Raw genomic sequence first — 16,111 nt, forward strand, 5'->3', positions numbered from 1 at the left:
ACGTAGACGCTCGAATTCATGGGCATTCTATCAACTGCGAATGTTCATTGAGTACAAATCTCTTGGCGCTGGAATTCGAGTTACCTCTATTTCCCCAGCCTATACCTCTCAAATGTGTCACAACTGCCTACACATTCATCCTGTAAAAGGAAAGTCTTACCGTAGTGGCAAGACTTTCCAATGTGGGCATTGTGGTTGGCATGGAGATGCCGACTTTAATGGAGCCAATAATATTGCACTTGTGGGGCTGTCTATAAACCAGCCTGGAGGCACGGGGTTATCGTGCAAGTTAAACCGAACTATTGAGTATGTTCAGCTTAGCTTGTTCGATGACTTCAGGGCTACTAAAAACCCAAACCTCAGCTCTTAGCAGGTCTGGGTAGTTTATTTTTCTGGATACGGGGTGATACCTCAGTTATAGCCGTTTTCACTTGGATAGGTACATCTAAACTGAGTTCGATACAAGAAGCTGCTTCACAAAAGAATAAAACTTTTAGGCGATAAGTGGCAACGATAGAATAAGGCTTTCAGCTTGATGCTGAACTCAGGTTATATTTGAGCAATAGTAAACGGAAAATTTTCTGGCGTGTTCAGGTGGAACAACGATGAGAAAAGATGCGGTGATAGACTCCACAGGATGCTACCGCTACTGGCTATTGCGGGAATGGGACTCTAATTCTCGGAAGGTTGCTTTTATTATGCTTAATCCAAGTCGTGCGGATGCGACTATTGATGACCCTACGCTGCGTCGCTGCATCAGTTTCGCTCAATCTTGGGGTTATGGTTCCCTTGAAGTAGTCAACCTATTTGGTTACCGAGCTACAAAACCAGCAGACCTGATCAAGGTAAAAGACCCCGTAGGGTCAGAAAATGATCGCTATCTTCAAGAGGCTGTTAAACGAGGAAATAGAACTATTTTAGCTTGGGGTAATCGGGGCATTTTGAGGAACCGCTGTAGAGAGGTTCTCAATTTGCTAACTGGCTGTGATCCACTCTACTGCTTGGGAATTACTAAGATAGGTTGTCCACGCCATCCACTTTATGTTAAAAGCAACACAGAATTGTCCATTTATTCATCTTGAATAAATGGACAAATATTTATTATTATACTGTTTTTGCTCATATATGCTTAATTAAGTCAGTATTTCAATTGAATTGATAAATGATAGAGCGTTCATCAAGATCTACAACAACCTTCCCACCCCGGTTTTTTTCGACCTGTCGCCAAACTTCATAGCCACTCAGAATGGCTTTTTCCCAATCACCAAGCGAACACTGAGAAACTTCTAAATGTGAGGTCATATTTTTGATAGTTTTCAGGAGTTGGTAATCAAGAGTTGAAACGGCTTCTAAAAATTGGTGATCTTTGGTATAGCTAAACACAAGAGCTGATATACCTTCCTCTATGGCTATTGCACGACCGCCATCTTCAACTTCGTCAATGCCGGAATCGCTTTTTCGTTTAAGTTTAAGGTTACTACGAATGACTGGAGACCATCCTAAAACTGCGGCGTATGATAAATGAAAAATGTCGTGAAAGCGGTAGCCATCACTTGAGTAGGAGTTATCAGTGAGGTCATTCCCAATCTGTTTTCCATTGATAAATGCTTTCATCTTCACTGAAGTATTTTCACTTATCTCTGTAATTTCGACCTCAAACTGACGTGGTAAGCGCTCATGTTCTGGAAAATTATTGTCGAATATGTAAACACCTGTTTGGACTAAATTTTTCCATCCCCAGCGGTCGCGACATTTTTTCAGATTACCTTCCGCAATTTGTTCCAAATTAAGCTCGAACTTGCTAGACACATTGGCAATATACCACAATAGATCGCCCAACTCTTCTGCAACACGCTCTTTAAAAAGCTTATGGGCTTCGCCATCGCGAAGGTACTTTTTGTACTCACTGAGCAACTCACCTGCTTCACCAACTAAGCCCATTAGAGGTATAGTTATTCCATTTCCTGTCTTGCTGGTAACTTGGTAGGTCTCTTGTGCTTGTTCTTGATATTCGCGAAAATCCATTATCCGCTCCTTGAGATTCTAAAATGAAACTAAGTATCAGCTTTTGTTGTTTTGTATTCTTCAATAGCCGGGTTAATTCCCCACTTGGGTGGATACCAGTAATCTAAGGTTTGTCCTTTACCAGAATACTTCTGCTTGATGCGAGTTCGACCTGATATTCCGAAAATATCGGGATGTTTCATCCGAGCATATTTATCGACTTCACAAAATAGATTTTGGCAATCAATTAATTGTAGCTTTCTTCCCCATAGGGACTGAAAATTTAGTCCTAATCGCTCAAACTCGGACTCTTGCCTTTCTGCCATAAGCTTGATAATTCCTTGCTCATTGAAATTACCGAGATCAGTAAAGCATTTACGAATACCATCTAGTGCTCCCGGTCCAGGAATTACAAATTCCATCTCACTGAAGTTCGTAATTTCGCTATAGTTCACATCAGTAATGAACTGATATGCCAAAAAATCACCGATGGTTGGATATTCACGCAGTAAATCGAATCCTTGCTGCATATTTTTAGCATCGGCAAGCTTTTTAGGCAACTCATTAGCCATCATCTGCTCGATTAGCTGGAGATGATTGCGGTGTTTTGCAGTGTGTCCGAAGTTTGTTCTTCCTGATGGCATGATGTATGCGGCAGAATAGATGGTTTGACCTGACTGAATGGCATCTTTGAGAACTTGGTCATAGCGTTCAAAGGAATATTCATCGTAAATAATGGAACCAAGTTTGTTCTCTAAAAGCTGCCACGTTTCGATCTTATTGAAGATTTTGAATAGGATAACTCTAAAGAACACCTCGTTAGGTGATGACGGAAGGTCATCTCGATAGATGACATTACGGATTAAATACTGGCTTACACGATCTGATGCACGGTAGGCATTGGTAAACTTATATGTCGAAATAATTGGATCATCAGTCCAAGGTATCGGTGCATTTTTCAGCTTTTTGAAAAATATTTTTTGCCGTTCAGCAGCGAATCGCCAGTAAGTATTGAATACAATAGTAGGCTTGACAGGCAGAATGTGTGAAATCATGTCTGGGGCAGAGCTTCTGTCGTCGCCATACTCACCAAAATCAAGACTTAGTTGTTTGTTTTGTTCGACGTTTTCAGTAACGTTTTTCTGACGTTGGATGCCCATATTATATTCTATGCGTTATCTGTTCGTGAGTTGTTGCAGCAAGCCTTGTCAAGCCACCTTTTTTAGGATAATGAGGCTATTATCTGACTTAGTAATGGTGTTGAGCTTGGCTACACCAACGAAGCAATGTTTAACTTAGCGATCGCGCTCTAAATCATCTATTACCTTTTGCAGATACCAATTCTCCGGCATCCCCGGATATTTTTTCTTAGCTATTTCAATCAAACGGGCAGCAACATCCCAGTATCCCCCCACCATCCGCAGGAGTTGTTGTTGTAACTCTCGATCCACCCGCGCATTCGACCAAATTTGTCGTTCTTGATTGATAAAGATATCTTTCTGATTCAATTGAGCCGAGCGTTTTTTCATCACGGCTTCAGCCTTTGCTATTTGTTGCTTCTGCTGATTTAATGCCTGATGATACTTCTGCCAATCCTGTTTCTCAAAATACAAGTTCGCCGCTTCTTGATAATCATCCGCTGCGCCTTGGTAATCTTGAAAATCAGCACGCGCCGCCGCCCGATGATAATAAATTTGTGGATCATTGGGCTGAATATTCAACCCTCGTGAATAGTCCTCAATTCCTTGGCGATAGTCGCCCAGTTTTGAGTAAGCTTGACCCCGACAGACGTAAAATTGAGAATTTTCTGGTTGTAGCTCAAGTAACTGGGTAAAATCATCGATCGCGCCCCGATAGTCCCCCAGTTCAATGCGAACCCGCCCCCGATAGTGACGAACTTGGATATCCTGGGGATCGAGCTGCATGGCTCGACCGAGATCTTGCATCGCTCCTTGTAAATTCCTCAATTTACTGCGAATAATTCCGCGATAGCAATAGGCTCTAGCATCATTGGGCGCAACTTGCAACAGCCACTGGCAATCCTCTAAGGCTTCCCGATAGTTCCCCCGTTCTAGCTTGGTGATAACCTGAGTCAGATATTTCTGCGTTTCAGCCGCACTCGCCGCCTGGATTTGCGCTGCCTGAATTTGTTTGATACTCTCTAGGCAATTCTGGCAATTGTCTTTATCCTTCTGTTCCAGGTACAGTTTTGCGGCTTGTTTAAAAGATGCGATCGCGTCTTTCATTTTCCCCAACCGACGGTAGGCTGTACCTTGCAGCTTATAAGCAGCCCCGTGATTACTATCAATCTGGAGAACCTGTTGAGCATCCTCCAGGGAAGCTTGAGCATCTCCCTGCGCCAACTGAGCCAAACTGCGCCCCAAATAACTATCCAGATGTTCAGGATTCACCTGTATCGCCTGAGAATAGTCTGCGATCGCACCTTGCCAATCCCCCAAATCAAAGCGAGCCAATCCCCGTTTGCAGTAAGCATCGGCAAATTCCGGATTAATCTGCAACGCTTGCTCAAAATCCTGAATCGCTCCCTCTAAATCTCCTTGTTGCGCCTTCTGTCGCCCTCGCTCGTAAAATTCGCGCTCCATTTCCCACTTCCAACTTTTTTGTGCGATCGCCAGTTGTCTTGCCCGTTATCATAACTCATCGCCTCTAGACAGATGAGGCAACCCAGATCAGGCGTGTAATATATAAAAAGAGATAATTCTTAAAAAAAGTTCATGATTGTTTCCGCCTCTGGCTTCGATAGATTTAAACAAGCAATCAAAGAAAAGGTCTTTTTTGGCAATGAACCCACTCCGGAGTTGATTGCCATCCTCATCGTCTACTTTGTCCAAGGTATCCTAGGGCTAGCCCGTTTAGCGATTAGCTTTTTCCTCAAAGATGAACTGGGTTTGAGTCCAGCCCAAGTCGCAGCGCTGCTGGGGATTGCCGCCTTACCCTGGGTAATTAAACCCCTATTTGGCTTTCTGTCCGACGGACTTCCCTTATTTGGCTATCGCCGCCGCCCCTATTTAGTCCTGTCGGGCTTAATGGGAACAGCCGCGTGGTTAAGTTTAGCAACAGTAGTCGATACAGCTTGGGCTGCAACCCTTGCCATTCTCCTAAGTTCCCTATCCGTAGCCATTAGTGATGTCATCGTAGACTCGCTAGTGGTGGAACGGGCAAGGCGGGAATCCCTCAGCGACTCCGGTTCCCTGCAATCCCTAACTTGGGGCACCTCTGCCCTAGGGGGATTGATTACGGCTTATCTGAGTGGTTGGCTACTGGAGGCGTTCAATACACAAACTGTTTTTGGCATCACCGCCACCTTTCCCCTACTCGTCTGTGGCGTGGCGTGGTTAATTGCTGAAGAATCCGTCACTTCCGGGATGAACATCGCCACCGTCACCCAGCAAATCAAGCAACTGCGCCATGCGGTTACCCAAAAAGCAATTTGGTTACCCACCGCGTTTATCTTTCTGTGGCAAGCCACACCCACAGCCGATTCAGCCTTTTTCTTCTTCTCCACCAATGAACTAGGATTTGAGCCGGAATTTTTAGGGCGGGTGCGTTTAGTCACCAGTTTGGCGTCTCTGGTGGGTATCTGGCTATTTCAACGCTTTTTAAAAGGCATTCCCTTCCGCACGATTATGGGGTGGACAACCGTGCTGTCGGCTGTTTTGGGAATGAGTGCCTTAATTCTAGTTACCCATGCGAATCGAAGCTTAGGCATTGATGATCACTGGTTTAGCTTAGGGGACAGTCTAATTCTGACGGTGATGGGGCAGATTGCGTTTATGCCTGTACTCGTGCTTTCAGCAAGACTTTGCCCGTCCGGGGTAGAAGCCACCTTATTTGCCCTGCTGATGTCTGTATGGAATTTGGCAGGACTACTATCTCACGAATTTGGCGCGTTATTAACCCATTGGCTAGGAGTTACAGAACATAACTTTGATCGCCTGTGGTTATTAGTCACGATTACGAACCTCTCTAGCTTATTACCATTGCCCTTCTTAGGTTGGTTACCGACGAGTGATCCGCAAGCTGAAATCAAATCCGAAACCGAATCAAAATCATTACCGCCAGCAGAAGTATTTGAACATCATACGTCGGGTTCTCTATTAGAACAGCCATTCCTACCCGACGTCATGCCAGAGTTTATCCGGGTTTGTAGTGAGGACTTTAGTCCTCTTGTCAAAAGCGCTAAAGCGCCTACTACCAAAGGGGTTTGTAGTGAGGACTTTAGTCCTCTTGTCAAAAGCGCTAAAGCGCCTACTACAAACAAACAACACGATTAAATAACGAGGGAATAAACGATGATTGCAACAGAACAATTTTTTGAATCAAAGTATTCACTATCCTATGACCGCGAAGGATGGAAACGGGGGTATCAATCCCAACCGAATGAATATGATTACTGGATTGAGGACATTGAAGGAGAAATTCCGCCAGCGCTGAATGGCACGTTGTTTCGCAATGGTCCGGGTTTACTTGATATCAACGGTCAACCACTGCATCACCCCTTTGATGGCGATGGTATGATATGCGCGATCGCCTTTGATCAAGGTCGTGCTTATTTCCGCAATCGCTTTGTCCGTACTGAAGGCTTTCTTAAAGAACAAGAAGCCGGAAAAATGCTGTATCGCGGTGTTTTTGGCACGCAAAAGCCCGGAGGGTGGCTGGCAAATGCCTTTGATATTGATATCAAAAATATCGCCAACACAAATGTGATTTACTGGGGCGGTAAATTATTAGCCCTTTGGGAAGCGGCGGAACCCTATCGGTTAGACCCCAAAACCTTAGACACCATCGGAAAAGAAACTCTAGACGGTATTTTGGCACCCGGAGAGGCGTTTGGCGCCCACCCTTGGATTGACCCAAGCTGTAACCAAGATGGGGGTGCGCCTTGTTTGGTGAATTTTGCGATTAAACCGGGTTTTTCCACCAAAATCACCATTTATGAATTAGATGAAGCTGGCACATTAAAACGTGGTCAGTGTCGCACGGTTCCGGGTTTTGCCTTTATCCATGACTTTGTAATTACGCCGAATTACTGCATCTTTTTCCAAAATCCTGTCACCTATAATCCTTTTCCTTTCCTGTTGGGATTAAAAGGGGCGGGTCAATGTGTAGACTTTAAACCCAACGCACCGACTCGGATTTTAGTAATTCCGCGTCATGGTAATGAACCGATGCAAGTCTTAGAATCTGAAGCTGGGTTTATTTTTCACCATGCGAATGCCTTTGAGCAAGGGGAGCAAATTTGTGTGGATTCTATCTGCTATGAGTCTTTAACTCAAGTGGACTCGGAGATAGATTATCGGGACGTGGATTTTGATGCGCTTCCACCCGGGCAACTTTTTCGGTTTACGCTTAATCTAGGGGATGCTACGGTACAACGACAGCGACTATTAGAACGTTCCTGTGAGTTTCCCTGTGTTCATCCCGATCACGTTGGACGCCCTTACCGTTATGTATACATGGGAGTGGCTCATAATCCCACAGGCAATGCTCCACTGCAAGCCATTTCTAAGCTAGATCTAACCACAGGAGAGGAACAAATTTGGAGTGCAGCCCCCCATGGCTTTGTCAGCGAACCGATTTTTGTTCCCCATCCTGAAGCGAAGCGAGAAGATGAGGGTTGGGTGTTAACCTTGGTCTATGATTCGAGTCATCATCGCTCCGATGTGGTGATTTTAGACAGTCGAGATTTAAACCAAGGCGCGATCGCACGACTGCATCTGAAGCATCATATTCCTTACGGATTGCATGGAAGTTGGACTTCGACAGTCTTTTAATAAGAATATGACTCGCGCCCGCCCTCATCGATTTATTTAGGGGCGGGTTTCACTACTATCGTTTTGCACAAATGTGACTCGCACCCGCTCCATCTCCCCCATCTTCCCCATCTTCCCCATCTCCTAAGGCTCGATAGCTTAAAATTATAAATATCCACGGCTGATCGTATTGTCCTATCTCTCAGCAGAATAGAGAACAGGTCAAACCAAAATCTAGACAATAGCGATTCTCAGCCGCTGCGGAGATTTCTCTAAATTATGATATCGAAGCAGAATAATTTTGGTGGAGAACAGTTATGAAATTTAGCATTGTCATCACGACTTATAACCGCCTCACCTTGCTCAGGCGGGCAATTGACAGTGCTTTGGCTCAAACGATACCTTGCGAGGTGATTGTGGTGGATGATAGCTCGTCTGATGGTACAGAGGTTTATGTGCAACAGCGACACAAAGAACTCTTAGACAGGGGTGACGCTCGTTTAATTTATCACCGAAATTCTACAAAACTGGGTCACTCAGGAGCGGTCAATCAGGGTGTAGCATTGGCAACAGGAGACTGGGTGAAACTGGTGGATGATGATGACTACCTTGCCCCTAAGTGTCTTGAAGAAATGGCTAAAGCGATCTCCGGGCGTCCAGAGGCTGTGATTTGCTCCTGTCGAGCCATTCAGGTTGATAGGAATGAAAAAGAAGTCAGCAGAAGTCGGCAAGTTGGCAAGGGAACGCTTGTATATATTCCCCAAGACGAGATTCATTACGCCATGCTTTTGGAACTATTGCCATTTGGCACTCCTGTACAAGTGGCATTTTCCCGTCTAGCTTTTCTTAAATCAGGAGGATGGGATGCAAAATTCGATACTAATTATGATGATATTGATTCCTGGATTAGAATTGCCCAGTTTGGTGATGCCGTTTTTATAAATAAATATCTGGCTTACCGGACTGTTTGGGATGGATCATTTAACTGCAAGTTTACTTTAGAGAATCGCCTAGAAACAAACCTGATAATTAAAGAAGAAATTTATGCTTGCATTAGCGATAAATATCGGCATACTTTGCCTAACTTATCAGATATAAAGTCGTCAACAATATTACATTGGGGATTTGTCGCGCTTAAAAAAATGGAAGTTTTTATCGCTATAAAGATTTGGCTAAAAACCGAATTTTTTCTAGGGGGATCAAGGCTATTTCTGAAGAGATTACTTTATAAAAATAGTTTGGATAAACTATTGCAAGATTCTCAAATTAATACTTCTTTTTTAGTAACTCGTAAAAATAAAAAAGCTACTTAAGTCAAAGTGAGGGAGTTGACACTTCCGTCGCTCAAAGCGAGGGTCTTCTCAGGACTCTCAGATAAGAGTGCTGAGATTTTCCTAACACTCCACACCCGGTCACCCTATACCCCGTCTGCTTTTTGGCGTTCTTAGCCGCCCCTTCAGGTTTTGGGGTAAAATCAAGAGTTCGCAGTCAAACGAAAATGCTTGTAGTAAGGGAGATACTTCTATGACCCGGATGTATTACGACACAGATGCTAACTTAGACCTACTTAGCGATAAAACTATCGCAATTATCGGGTATGGGTCTCAAGGTCACGCCCACGCCCTGAATCTCAAAGAGAGTGGCATCAAGGTGATTGTGGGTTTGTATCCGGGCAGTAAGTCGGTGGCGAAAGCGGAGTCAGCCGGATTAACGGTTCATTCTGTTGCTGAGGCGGCGAAAGCGGCGGATGTGATTATGATTTTATTACCGGATGAGGTACAGAAAACCGTTTACAATGTAGAAATTGCCCCGAATCTGAAAAAAGGGAACGTCCTTGCCTTCGCCCATGGGTTTAATATTCACTTTGGTCAAGTCGTTCCCCCACCTGATGTGGATGTGATTATGGTGGCACCCAAAGGACCAGGACATTTAGTGCGACGGACTTACGAACAGGGAGAAGGTGTCCCTTGCCTATTTGCCGTGTATCAGGATGCCACAGGTCAAGCTCGCGATCGCGCCATGGCGTATGCTAAAGGGATTGGTGGAACTCGTGCGGGTATTTTAGAAACCACATTCCGGGAAGAAACGGAAACCGATTTATTTGGTGAACAAGCGGTGTTATGTGGCGGATTGAGTTCCTTAATTAAAGCCGGATTTGAAACCTTAGTGGCGGCGGGTTATCAGCCAGAGTTAGCGTATTTTGAATGTCTCCACGAAGTCAAACTAATTGTGGATTTGATTGTGGAAGGCGGACTCGCCAATATGCGTGACAGTATCTCTAATACTGCTGAATATGGCGATTATACCCGTGGACCTCGCATCGTTAACGATGAAACCCGCGCCGAGATGCAGAAAATCCTGAAAGAAATTCAATCCGGTCAATTTGCCCGTGAGTTTGTCTTAGAAAACCAGTCAGGTAAAGCTGGATTCACCGCCATGCGCCGTCAAGAAGCTGAACATCCTATAGAAGAGGTGGGTAAAGATTTACGGGCAATGTTTAGTTGGTTGAAAAAGTAGTTATTAGTCATTTGTCATTTGTCATTTGTTAATTTTTGGCAAGACAATTGGCAAATGACATCAGTCTTTATAACCCAGTCCGCGCAGGCGGACTTTGTTTGTGTAGCAGCGATTTCAATCGCCTTGGCAAAAGGGGGTAATAAAGGTGGATTTGGTATAACATTTGTCCTCTTATTCAGCAAACCCCAATTATCATGAACGGGTAAATGCGTAGCGATAATGACAACAAATAACCTCGAATCAACCAAATCAAAAATAGACTCACCGCCAAATTGGACGGCATTAATTTTATTATCAGTCGCTTTAATTGCTTTGTCGCTAACTGCCATCTTTATCAAGATATCGGTTCAGGAAATTAGCGCCAATGCCACGGTATTCAATCGCCTCTGGATAGCAACAATTATCTTTGGGTTGTGGAATAGCTTTAAGCAACTCCAAAACAAGGAGTTGGATGAGCCGGCTGAAACCAATTCACACTATCAGATAAGTGAAATCATGCTTCTGTTGGGTGTCGCTATTGTTCATGTCATGGGTCGATTTTTGTGGACATGGTCGCTGACTCAAACCAATGCGGCAAATGCGACGGTTCTGTCTAATATGCCTCCCCTATTCACCGCGTTAGGAGGATGGTTGTTTTTCGGTCAGCGTTTTGACCGCCGATTTGTGTTTGGGTTAGGAATTGCTCTGGCTGGAGCTATTGGGTTAGGATTAGAGGATTTATTTCTATCAGAAAATAGCTTGTTCAGTGAAACCGCGTTTATTGGTGATGCGGCGGCGTTATTATCTGCCATGTTCTATGCTGCCAGTTTTTTAATCCTGGAGCAACTTCGCAGTCGATTAGCGGTTCAAAATATCCTCCTGTGGCGCTGCTTGTTGGGTACATTGTTTATGATACCCGTTGTGCTGATGCTGGAAGACCAACTGTTTCCAATGTCTTGGCAAGGGTGGCTAGCGGTGTTCGGTTTGGCGGCTATCTGTGAAGGATTAGGACATGGGTTAATTGTCTATAGTCTCAAGTATTTCTCTTCCGCATTTGTAACCCTGGTTCTGTTGCTTGAACCTGTGATGACTGCCGTTTTTGCTTGGATACTTTTCTCGGAAGGTTTAAGTCTTCTCAACCTATTAGCCTTTGCTGTGATTCTTGAGGGTATCTATTTAGCCAAAACCGGTAAGGGAGCTGATAAAGCCTAAAAACTCCTCCGACTTTTCACGCCATTTGGAACAATCAACATCAAACTTAACCCCCCTCCCGTCCCCCTTATCAATGGATAATTAATAATTGATAATTGATAATTGATTAATTAGGTCTAAGACCTCTTCGTTTACGAAGAAATTAAAAAATATTTTCCTTAAATTCAATCCTCTTCTTTTAAGGAGAGGTCATTATCCATTGTTCATTATCCATTGTCAATTTGTGAACGATCCCCCTCTTCCCTTATAGATCCCCCTCCCGTCCCCCTTAAAAAGGGGGAAGCCAGCGGATGCGGGAGCTTTTTTTGCACGGGGAAGCCAGAGGATGCGGGAGCTTTTTTTGCAGGGAAGGGGGGGAATTCAAAGCCTCTCTCTAACCCCCCTTTTTCCCCCCTTTTTCCCCCCTTTCAAAGGGGGGCTAGGGGGGATGGGGGCTAGGGGGGATGGGGGCTAGGGGGGATGGAGAGAGGTTTGGAGAGAGGTTTTCCAGATCCCGACCAAAAGTATCGGCAACTTAGTATTAAAACGTAATTCTATCTAAATTCAACATAAATTAGTCCTCCAAAACTACTAGATTAGTTTGAACCGCTATGGTGAAAGAGTCTTGATTTGAAATCCCTCAAAGACAACTTGAAACCCTTCCCGTTCCGGTGACGCACACATTAAACCCACTTGCACTGTTTCTGTTTCAGTTAAATAAGCCAATCTCATCATCGTAAACTGCTCGCCGTCAAGGGAATAGTTGATCTCGACAGCGCCGCCGCTACGTTGTAGTTTTAACCATAAGGATGGAGGATTTTCCGGAATACCCACCACAGACCAATCCGAATACTCTCGCGTAATCACCGTGCTGGCATATTGTACACCGAAGACAAACTCAATTCCACACTTTAACCACGTCTGATCATTCTCGCGGATCATTAACCCCGCTTGGTCATAAAGTTCCTGATACTGTCCAGTGATTTTCACAACAGCTATAAAATCACCGGTTATGTCCTGATAATAAAAATGTCCCGTATCGCGGATAAATCCGTAATGCGTCTTGCGCCAGAAGTCTGTTTTTAGTCCTGACGTGACTGTAATTACTTGCTCTTGTTCATTCCAGACAGGCGGTTCATTATACCATTTCATGGAAAGTTATCTCTAAGTAGGTGGACACAATTAAAGGCGGGCGGTCGAGAACTCGCTACCCTTGAGAAGCAAGCTACGTCATTCGTCCTTCCTCCTTTGTAAGGGTTTGAGGTCTATTTACAAAACTTATGATATACAGTAGGGTGGGCATTGCCCACCAGCCTTAGGTCCCTCAAGTCGTTACACAATTAAAAATTAAACGGTACAAGCCATCTCGATAGTGGGGATTCTCTCCCAGATTGGGAATCCGATAAGGGTACACTAAACTGCTAGGAACCCAAGCTTGCGCCCTCACATCGGGATTCCGGAAAACAAGGAATTTCCGTCGTCAGAGCTACTTTGTTAAGTTTTGTAAAAAAATAATCCGTCCTGGTTGTGTATGATGCAATTAATGTATACTTAACCGTGGCATAAACGCTAGATCGCCTGATCTTAATTGTGACTTTGCCTAACAATCACTTTTGCACCCAGCTCGGTAACAACTCCAAATAAGTAATCTTACGAATACAGTGTGGGCTTCAGAAGTAGTCTTTTCCAAGAGCCTGAGGACTTTTTAACATCAGAAACACTACGTTCTTTCAGAATGTAGAGATGTGTTATGGCGTGTCTGTCATGGCTGTGATGGCATGGCTTTTACCTATTGTTTTCCCTCATATCTATCGTTGTAATTAGCTATTTAGAAAGGTGAAATAGCGGTGAACTCCGAGAAAATTTCCTGTTACCTGAATCGCTTGGATCATAGAGGTTCATTTTTGGGGCTGATGAATCAAGGCTCTTGGCAAGAAGTAAATTTTGTCGCCACCCAGGCAGGTCAAGTTCGGGGTGGTCATTTTCATACCAGAACCCACGAAGTCATCTTTTTGGTGCGTGGGAAAGCCGAGGTAGAACTGCAACATTGCCACGATCCTCAGCAAAAACAACAATTTATTTTGAACTCAGGAGAAGGCATTCAGATCAAACCCTACATGCTGCACACCTTGCGTTATTTAGAGGACAGTGAGCAAGTTGCCCTATTAGATGTTCCCTTTGATCCGGAAAATCCTGATCTTCACACCCTGGCTGCCACTAACTCATAAGGTAAGTCTAAATTTTATGGATTGGCTAGATAAGTTTAATCCGTTCTCGTCGGAAAAAGGCTAGAGCAAGTCTCTTCGTACAAATATTTGGGAAAAAGATAACCGATGATTCCTCAAATTCAACCGTGGATTGATGATAGTGAATGGCTCGAAGTTAAACGGGTTATCGAGTCAACGTACTTAACCGAAAATAAAGTTACAGCCAAGTTTGAAGCTGGGATTAAAGAATTAACCGGGGCAAAACACGCGATCGCGGTTTGCAATGGTACCGCTGCCCTGTATTGCGCCTTAAAAGCTTTAGATATTGGTCATGGGGATGAAGTGATTGTCCCCAACTTAACCTTCGTGGCGTCCGCGAATGCCGTAATTATGGTAGGCGCCAAGCCCATCTTTTGTCCAGTACGAGCCGATACTCTGTGCATTGATGTAGACGCCGCAGCCGGGTTAGTCACGGACAAGACGAAAGCAATTATGCCCGTGCATTTGTATGGTCAAAGTGCGGATATGGACGCCGTATTGACCTTTGCGAACCGATTTGAATTAAAAATAATTGAAGATGCCGCTCAGGCAATTGGAGTTGAGTTTAACAATCGCCATGTCGGCTACTACGGAGACGCTGGTGCTTTTTCCTTCTATGGCAACAAAACCATGACCTGTGGTGAAGGCGGGATTATCCTCACCAATAGTGATCGTATTGCCCAAACCTGTCGCCGCCTGAAAAATCATGGTCGCTCCCATCGAGGTACCTTTGTCCATGAACATATTGGCTTTAACTTTGCCATGACGGAAATGCAGGCGGCTGTTGGTATCGCCCAGCTCCGAAAATTGCCTGCCATTATTGAGCGCAAACGGCAAATTTATCACGCCTATATCACCGGTTTAGCCGATGTCCCCCAGTTACAGCCTGTTTTTATTGATCCACGCTGTAAACCCGTCCATTGGTTTACCTCGTTTTATGCCGAAAACCGGGCTGAACTCGCTGACTATTTAACCGATCAAGGAATTCAAACCCGACTCTTTTTCTGTCCACTCCATCTCCAACCGTGCTATCAAGGCTGGGCTGATCCCCAGATGAATTATCCGGTGAGTACATCCGTCTATGAGCAAGGGATTTCTTTACCTTCAGCATACAGTTTGACTGACGATGAGCAAGATTTCATTATTGCCCAAATTCGTCAATTTTATCAGCTTAAGACTTCCCCACAACCTCTAGCCGTCGGGTGTGTTAGCGAAGCGTAACCCACCCCATTGGTTGTCAAGGATGTAGGGGCGGGTTTGACAGATAACTTATAGCGACAACTTTGTCGGGGCGGGCGCGAGTCATATCTGGGTACAACCCTAAATGATAGTAGTAAAACCCGCCCCTACACTAAACCCGCTCTTGGGCAAACCCGATTGATAAACGCACCCTTATGAACGAGCAAAACCTGGCTGAGTCTCCAGCTTCTGAATATCTTGAGTATCGAGATCAGGTGGTGGCGGCTGTTGCTAATTTACCTCACGGGAAAGCCCTAGCGGAGGCGCTAATCGCTGAGCGCAACGTTTTTCACTTCGTTTATCCCGATGACGTGACAGGCGTTAGCGGAATTCAGGTGCGGCAAGGGCATGGTCCCAAAAGTCTCGATAATGACGCCATTGACACTCACTTTCACGCCTACCTCGACAGGGTGATTAACCCCCAAATTCGCGCCGGTATCCTCACCGATGGCACCCATCCGGGAGACTATGACGATCGCAAACTGCGTTGGTCCGGCGCTGGAGTCGCTGGATTTTGGTCTCGCCATCAGGAGATCTTTACTCTAGAGGTTGGTCCGACTAGCTATCCTCGTTATCGTTTGGATTTAGATCGTCATCCCTTGGCGGCGCTAAAGCTGATGCAGCAAGGGCTAGAAAGGTATCACGATCCCTATGCTTATTTTGCCCGGGGAATTGGCGTCGCTGTTGTCCCCCTGACGACGGATGGCAGTGTCTATATTGGCGAGCGATCGGCTCACGTTGATTGCCCCGGTGTTCTCAATTTTGTGGCAGGTTTGGCGACATTTTCTGTCACTGTTGAAGCGATTAATTTCTATCAAGATGCTCAACGAGAGCTATGGGAAGAAATCGGCGTGGCGATGACTTTAGATGAGCGGAATACTCAGTTTATTGGTATGTCGGGAAATCCGCTAACTGGAGAGGTGGACTTGGTTTTTGTCGTCCAAACCCAAATGTGCGATCGCTATTTCCAGTCTGGGCAATGGCAAGAACATTCTCGATTGGTTCGCATTGGTAATAAAACTGAAGCTGAAGCGCTGCTGGAACAGGGGCGGTTACCTGGAGCCAAAGAACCCAAATCCTTGATGTTTTCCTCTCGGTTTGGCTTAGAATACTTGGTTCAAAAGTATTGGTAAACGATGCAAGACACATTTTGGAGCAAGC

At 44.9% G+C, this 16,111-nt stretch carries 15 protein-coding genes; 10 read left to right on the forward strand and 5 right to left on the reverse strand.

Annotated features, from left to right (window positions below):
• On the forward strand, positions 1–370 hold a 370-nt coding region (locus RLO19_RS30890), incomplete at its 5' end, for a zinc ribbon domain-containing protein (RefSeq protein ID WP_446361598.1).
• A 235-nt stretch (positions 371–605) separates the two neighbouring features.
• The gene (locus tag RLO19_RS30895; protein WP_446361600.1) at positions 606–1,082 is read left to right on the forward strand and encodes a DUF1643 domain-containing protein; all 477 of its coding nucleotides are present in this window, start codon (positions 606–608) and stop codon (positions 1,080–1,082) included.
• Positions 1,083–1,146: 64 nt separating this feature from the next.
• Here the strand turns inward: RLO19_RS30895 and RLO19_RS30900 are convergent, their stop codons facing one another.
• The 3 genes from RLO19_RS30900 to RLO19_RS30910 form a co-directional block, all read right to left on the reverse strand.
• Positions 1,147–2,025 carry a MazG nucleotide pyrophosphohydrolase domain-containing protein gene (locus tag RLO19_RS30900; protein ID WP_446361602.1) on the reverse strand — a complete coding sequence of 293 codons (879 nt, stop codon included), beginning with the start codon at positions 2,023–2,025 and terminating at the stop codon, positions 1,147–1,149.
• Positions 2,026–2,054: 29 nt separating this feature from the next.
• Positions 2,055–3,164: a nucleotide kinase domain-containing protein gene (locus RLO19_RS30905; RefSeq protein ID WP_446361604.1), complete on the reverse strand. Its 1,110-nt coding sequence runs from the start codon at positions 3,162–3,164 to the stop codon at positions 2,055–2,057.
• Between the two features lie 135 nt (positions 3,165–3,299).
• Entirely contained in the window at positions 3,300–4,607 is a 1,308-nt protein-coding gene (locus RLO19_RS30910; protein WP_446361606.1) for a tetratricopeptide repeat protein, read from the reverse strand.
• Positions 4,608–4,739: 132 nt separating this feature from the next.
• Here RLO19_RS30910 and RLO19_RS30915 point away from each other — a divergent pair, with 132 nt between their 5' ends.
• The 4 genes from RLO19_RS30915 to ilvC all read left to right on the forward strand — a co-directional run bounded on the left by RLO19_RS30915 (position 4,740) and on the right by ilvC (position 10,295).
• Positions 4,740–6,299: a folate/biopterin family MFS transporter gene (locus RLO19_RS30915; protein ID WP_446361608.1), complete on the forward strand. Its 1,560-nt coding sequence runs from the start codon at positions 4,740–4,742 to the stop codon at positions 6,297–6,299.
• Between the two features lie 18 nt (positions 6,300–6,317).
• Complete coding sequence (locus RLO19_RS30920; protein ID WP_446361610.1) at positions 6,318–7,799, forward strand: carotenoid oxygenase family protein; 1,482 nt, start codon at positions 6,318–6,320, stop codon at positions 7,797–7,799.
• Positions 7,800–8,095: 296 nt separating this feature from the next.
• Positions 8,096–9,091, forward strand: coding sequence for a glycosyltransferase family 2 protein (locus RLO19_RS30925; RefSeq protein WP_446361612.1), 996 nt, complete (start codon positions 8,096–8,098; stop codon positions 9,089–9,091).
• A gap of 211 nt (positions 9,092–9,302) precedes the next feature.
• A complete protein-coding gene (gene ilvC, locus RLO19_RS30930) occupies positions 9,303–10,295 on the forward strand; it encodes a ketol-acid reductoisomerase (protein ID WP_446361614.1) in 993 nt (330 codons plus the stop codon).
• 14 nt (positions 10,296–10,309) lie between these two features.
• Here the strand turns inward: ilvC and RLO19_RS30935 are convergent, their stop codons facing one another.
• On the reverse strand, positions 10,310–10,624 hold the full coding sequence (locus tag RLO19_RS30935) for a hypothetical protein (RefSeq protein ID WP_446361616.1): 315 nt from the start codon (positions 10,622–10,624) through the stop codon (positions 10,310–10,312).
• On the opposite strand from RLO19_RS30935, the gene RLO19_RS30940 reads away from it, so the two are divergent.
• Positions 10,608–11,486, forward strand: a complete 879-nt coding sequence (locus tag RLO19_RS30940; RefSeq protein ID WP_446361618.1) for a DMT family transporter — start codon at positions 10,608–10,610, stop codon at positions 11,484–11,486. The genes RLO19_RS30935 and RLO19_RS30940 overlap by 17 nt on opposite strands.
• Before the next feature lie 588 nt (positions 11,487–12,074).
• Here the strand turns inward: RLO19_RS30940 and RLO19_RS30945 are convergent.
• Positions 12,075–12,617, reverse strand: coding sequence for a DUF1349 domain-containing protein (locus tag RLO19_RS30945; RefSeq protein ID WP_446361620.1), 543 nt, complete (start codon positions 12,615–12,617; stop codon positions 12,075–12,077).
• A 695-nt stretch (positions 12,618–13,312) separates the two neighbouring features.
• Between RLO19_RS30945 and RLO19_RS30950 the strand changes: the two genes are divergently transcribed.
• From RLO19_RS30950 to RLO19_RS30960, 3 genes are all read left to right on the forward strand, one after another.
• Positions 13,313–13,693, forward strand: coding sequence for a polysaccharide biosynthesis C-terminal domain-containing protein (locus tag RLO19_RS30950; RefSeq protein WP_446361621.1), 381 nt, complete (start codon positions 13,313–13,315; stop codon positions 13,691–13,693).
• Positions 13,694–13,798: 105 nt separating this feature from the next.
• Positions 13,799–14,932 (forward strand): DegT/DnrJ/EryC1/StrS family aminotransferase, encoded by a 1,134-nt coding sequence (locus tag RLO19_RS30955; protein ID WP_446361623.1) that lies wholly within the window; start codon positions 13,799–13,801, stop codon positions 14,930–14,932.
• A 173-nt stretch (positions 14,933–15,105) separates the two neighbouring features.
• Entirely contained in the window at positions 15,106–16,083 is a 978-nt protein-coding gene (locus RLO19_RS30960) for an NUDIX hydrolase (protein ID WP_446361625.1), read from the forward strand.
• Positions 16,084–16,111: the final 28 nt, after the last annotated feature.

It is taken from the genome of Coleofasciculus sp. G2-EDA-02 (genome assembly GCF_040226375.1).
Classification (GTDB): Bacteria; Cyanobacteriota; Cyanobacteriia; order Cyanobacteriales; family Coleofasciculaceae; genus Coleofasciculus.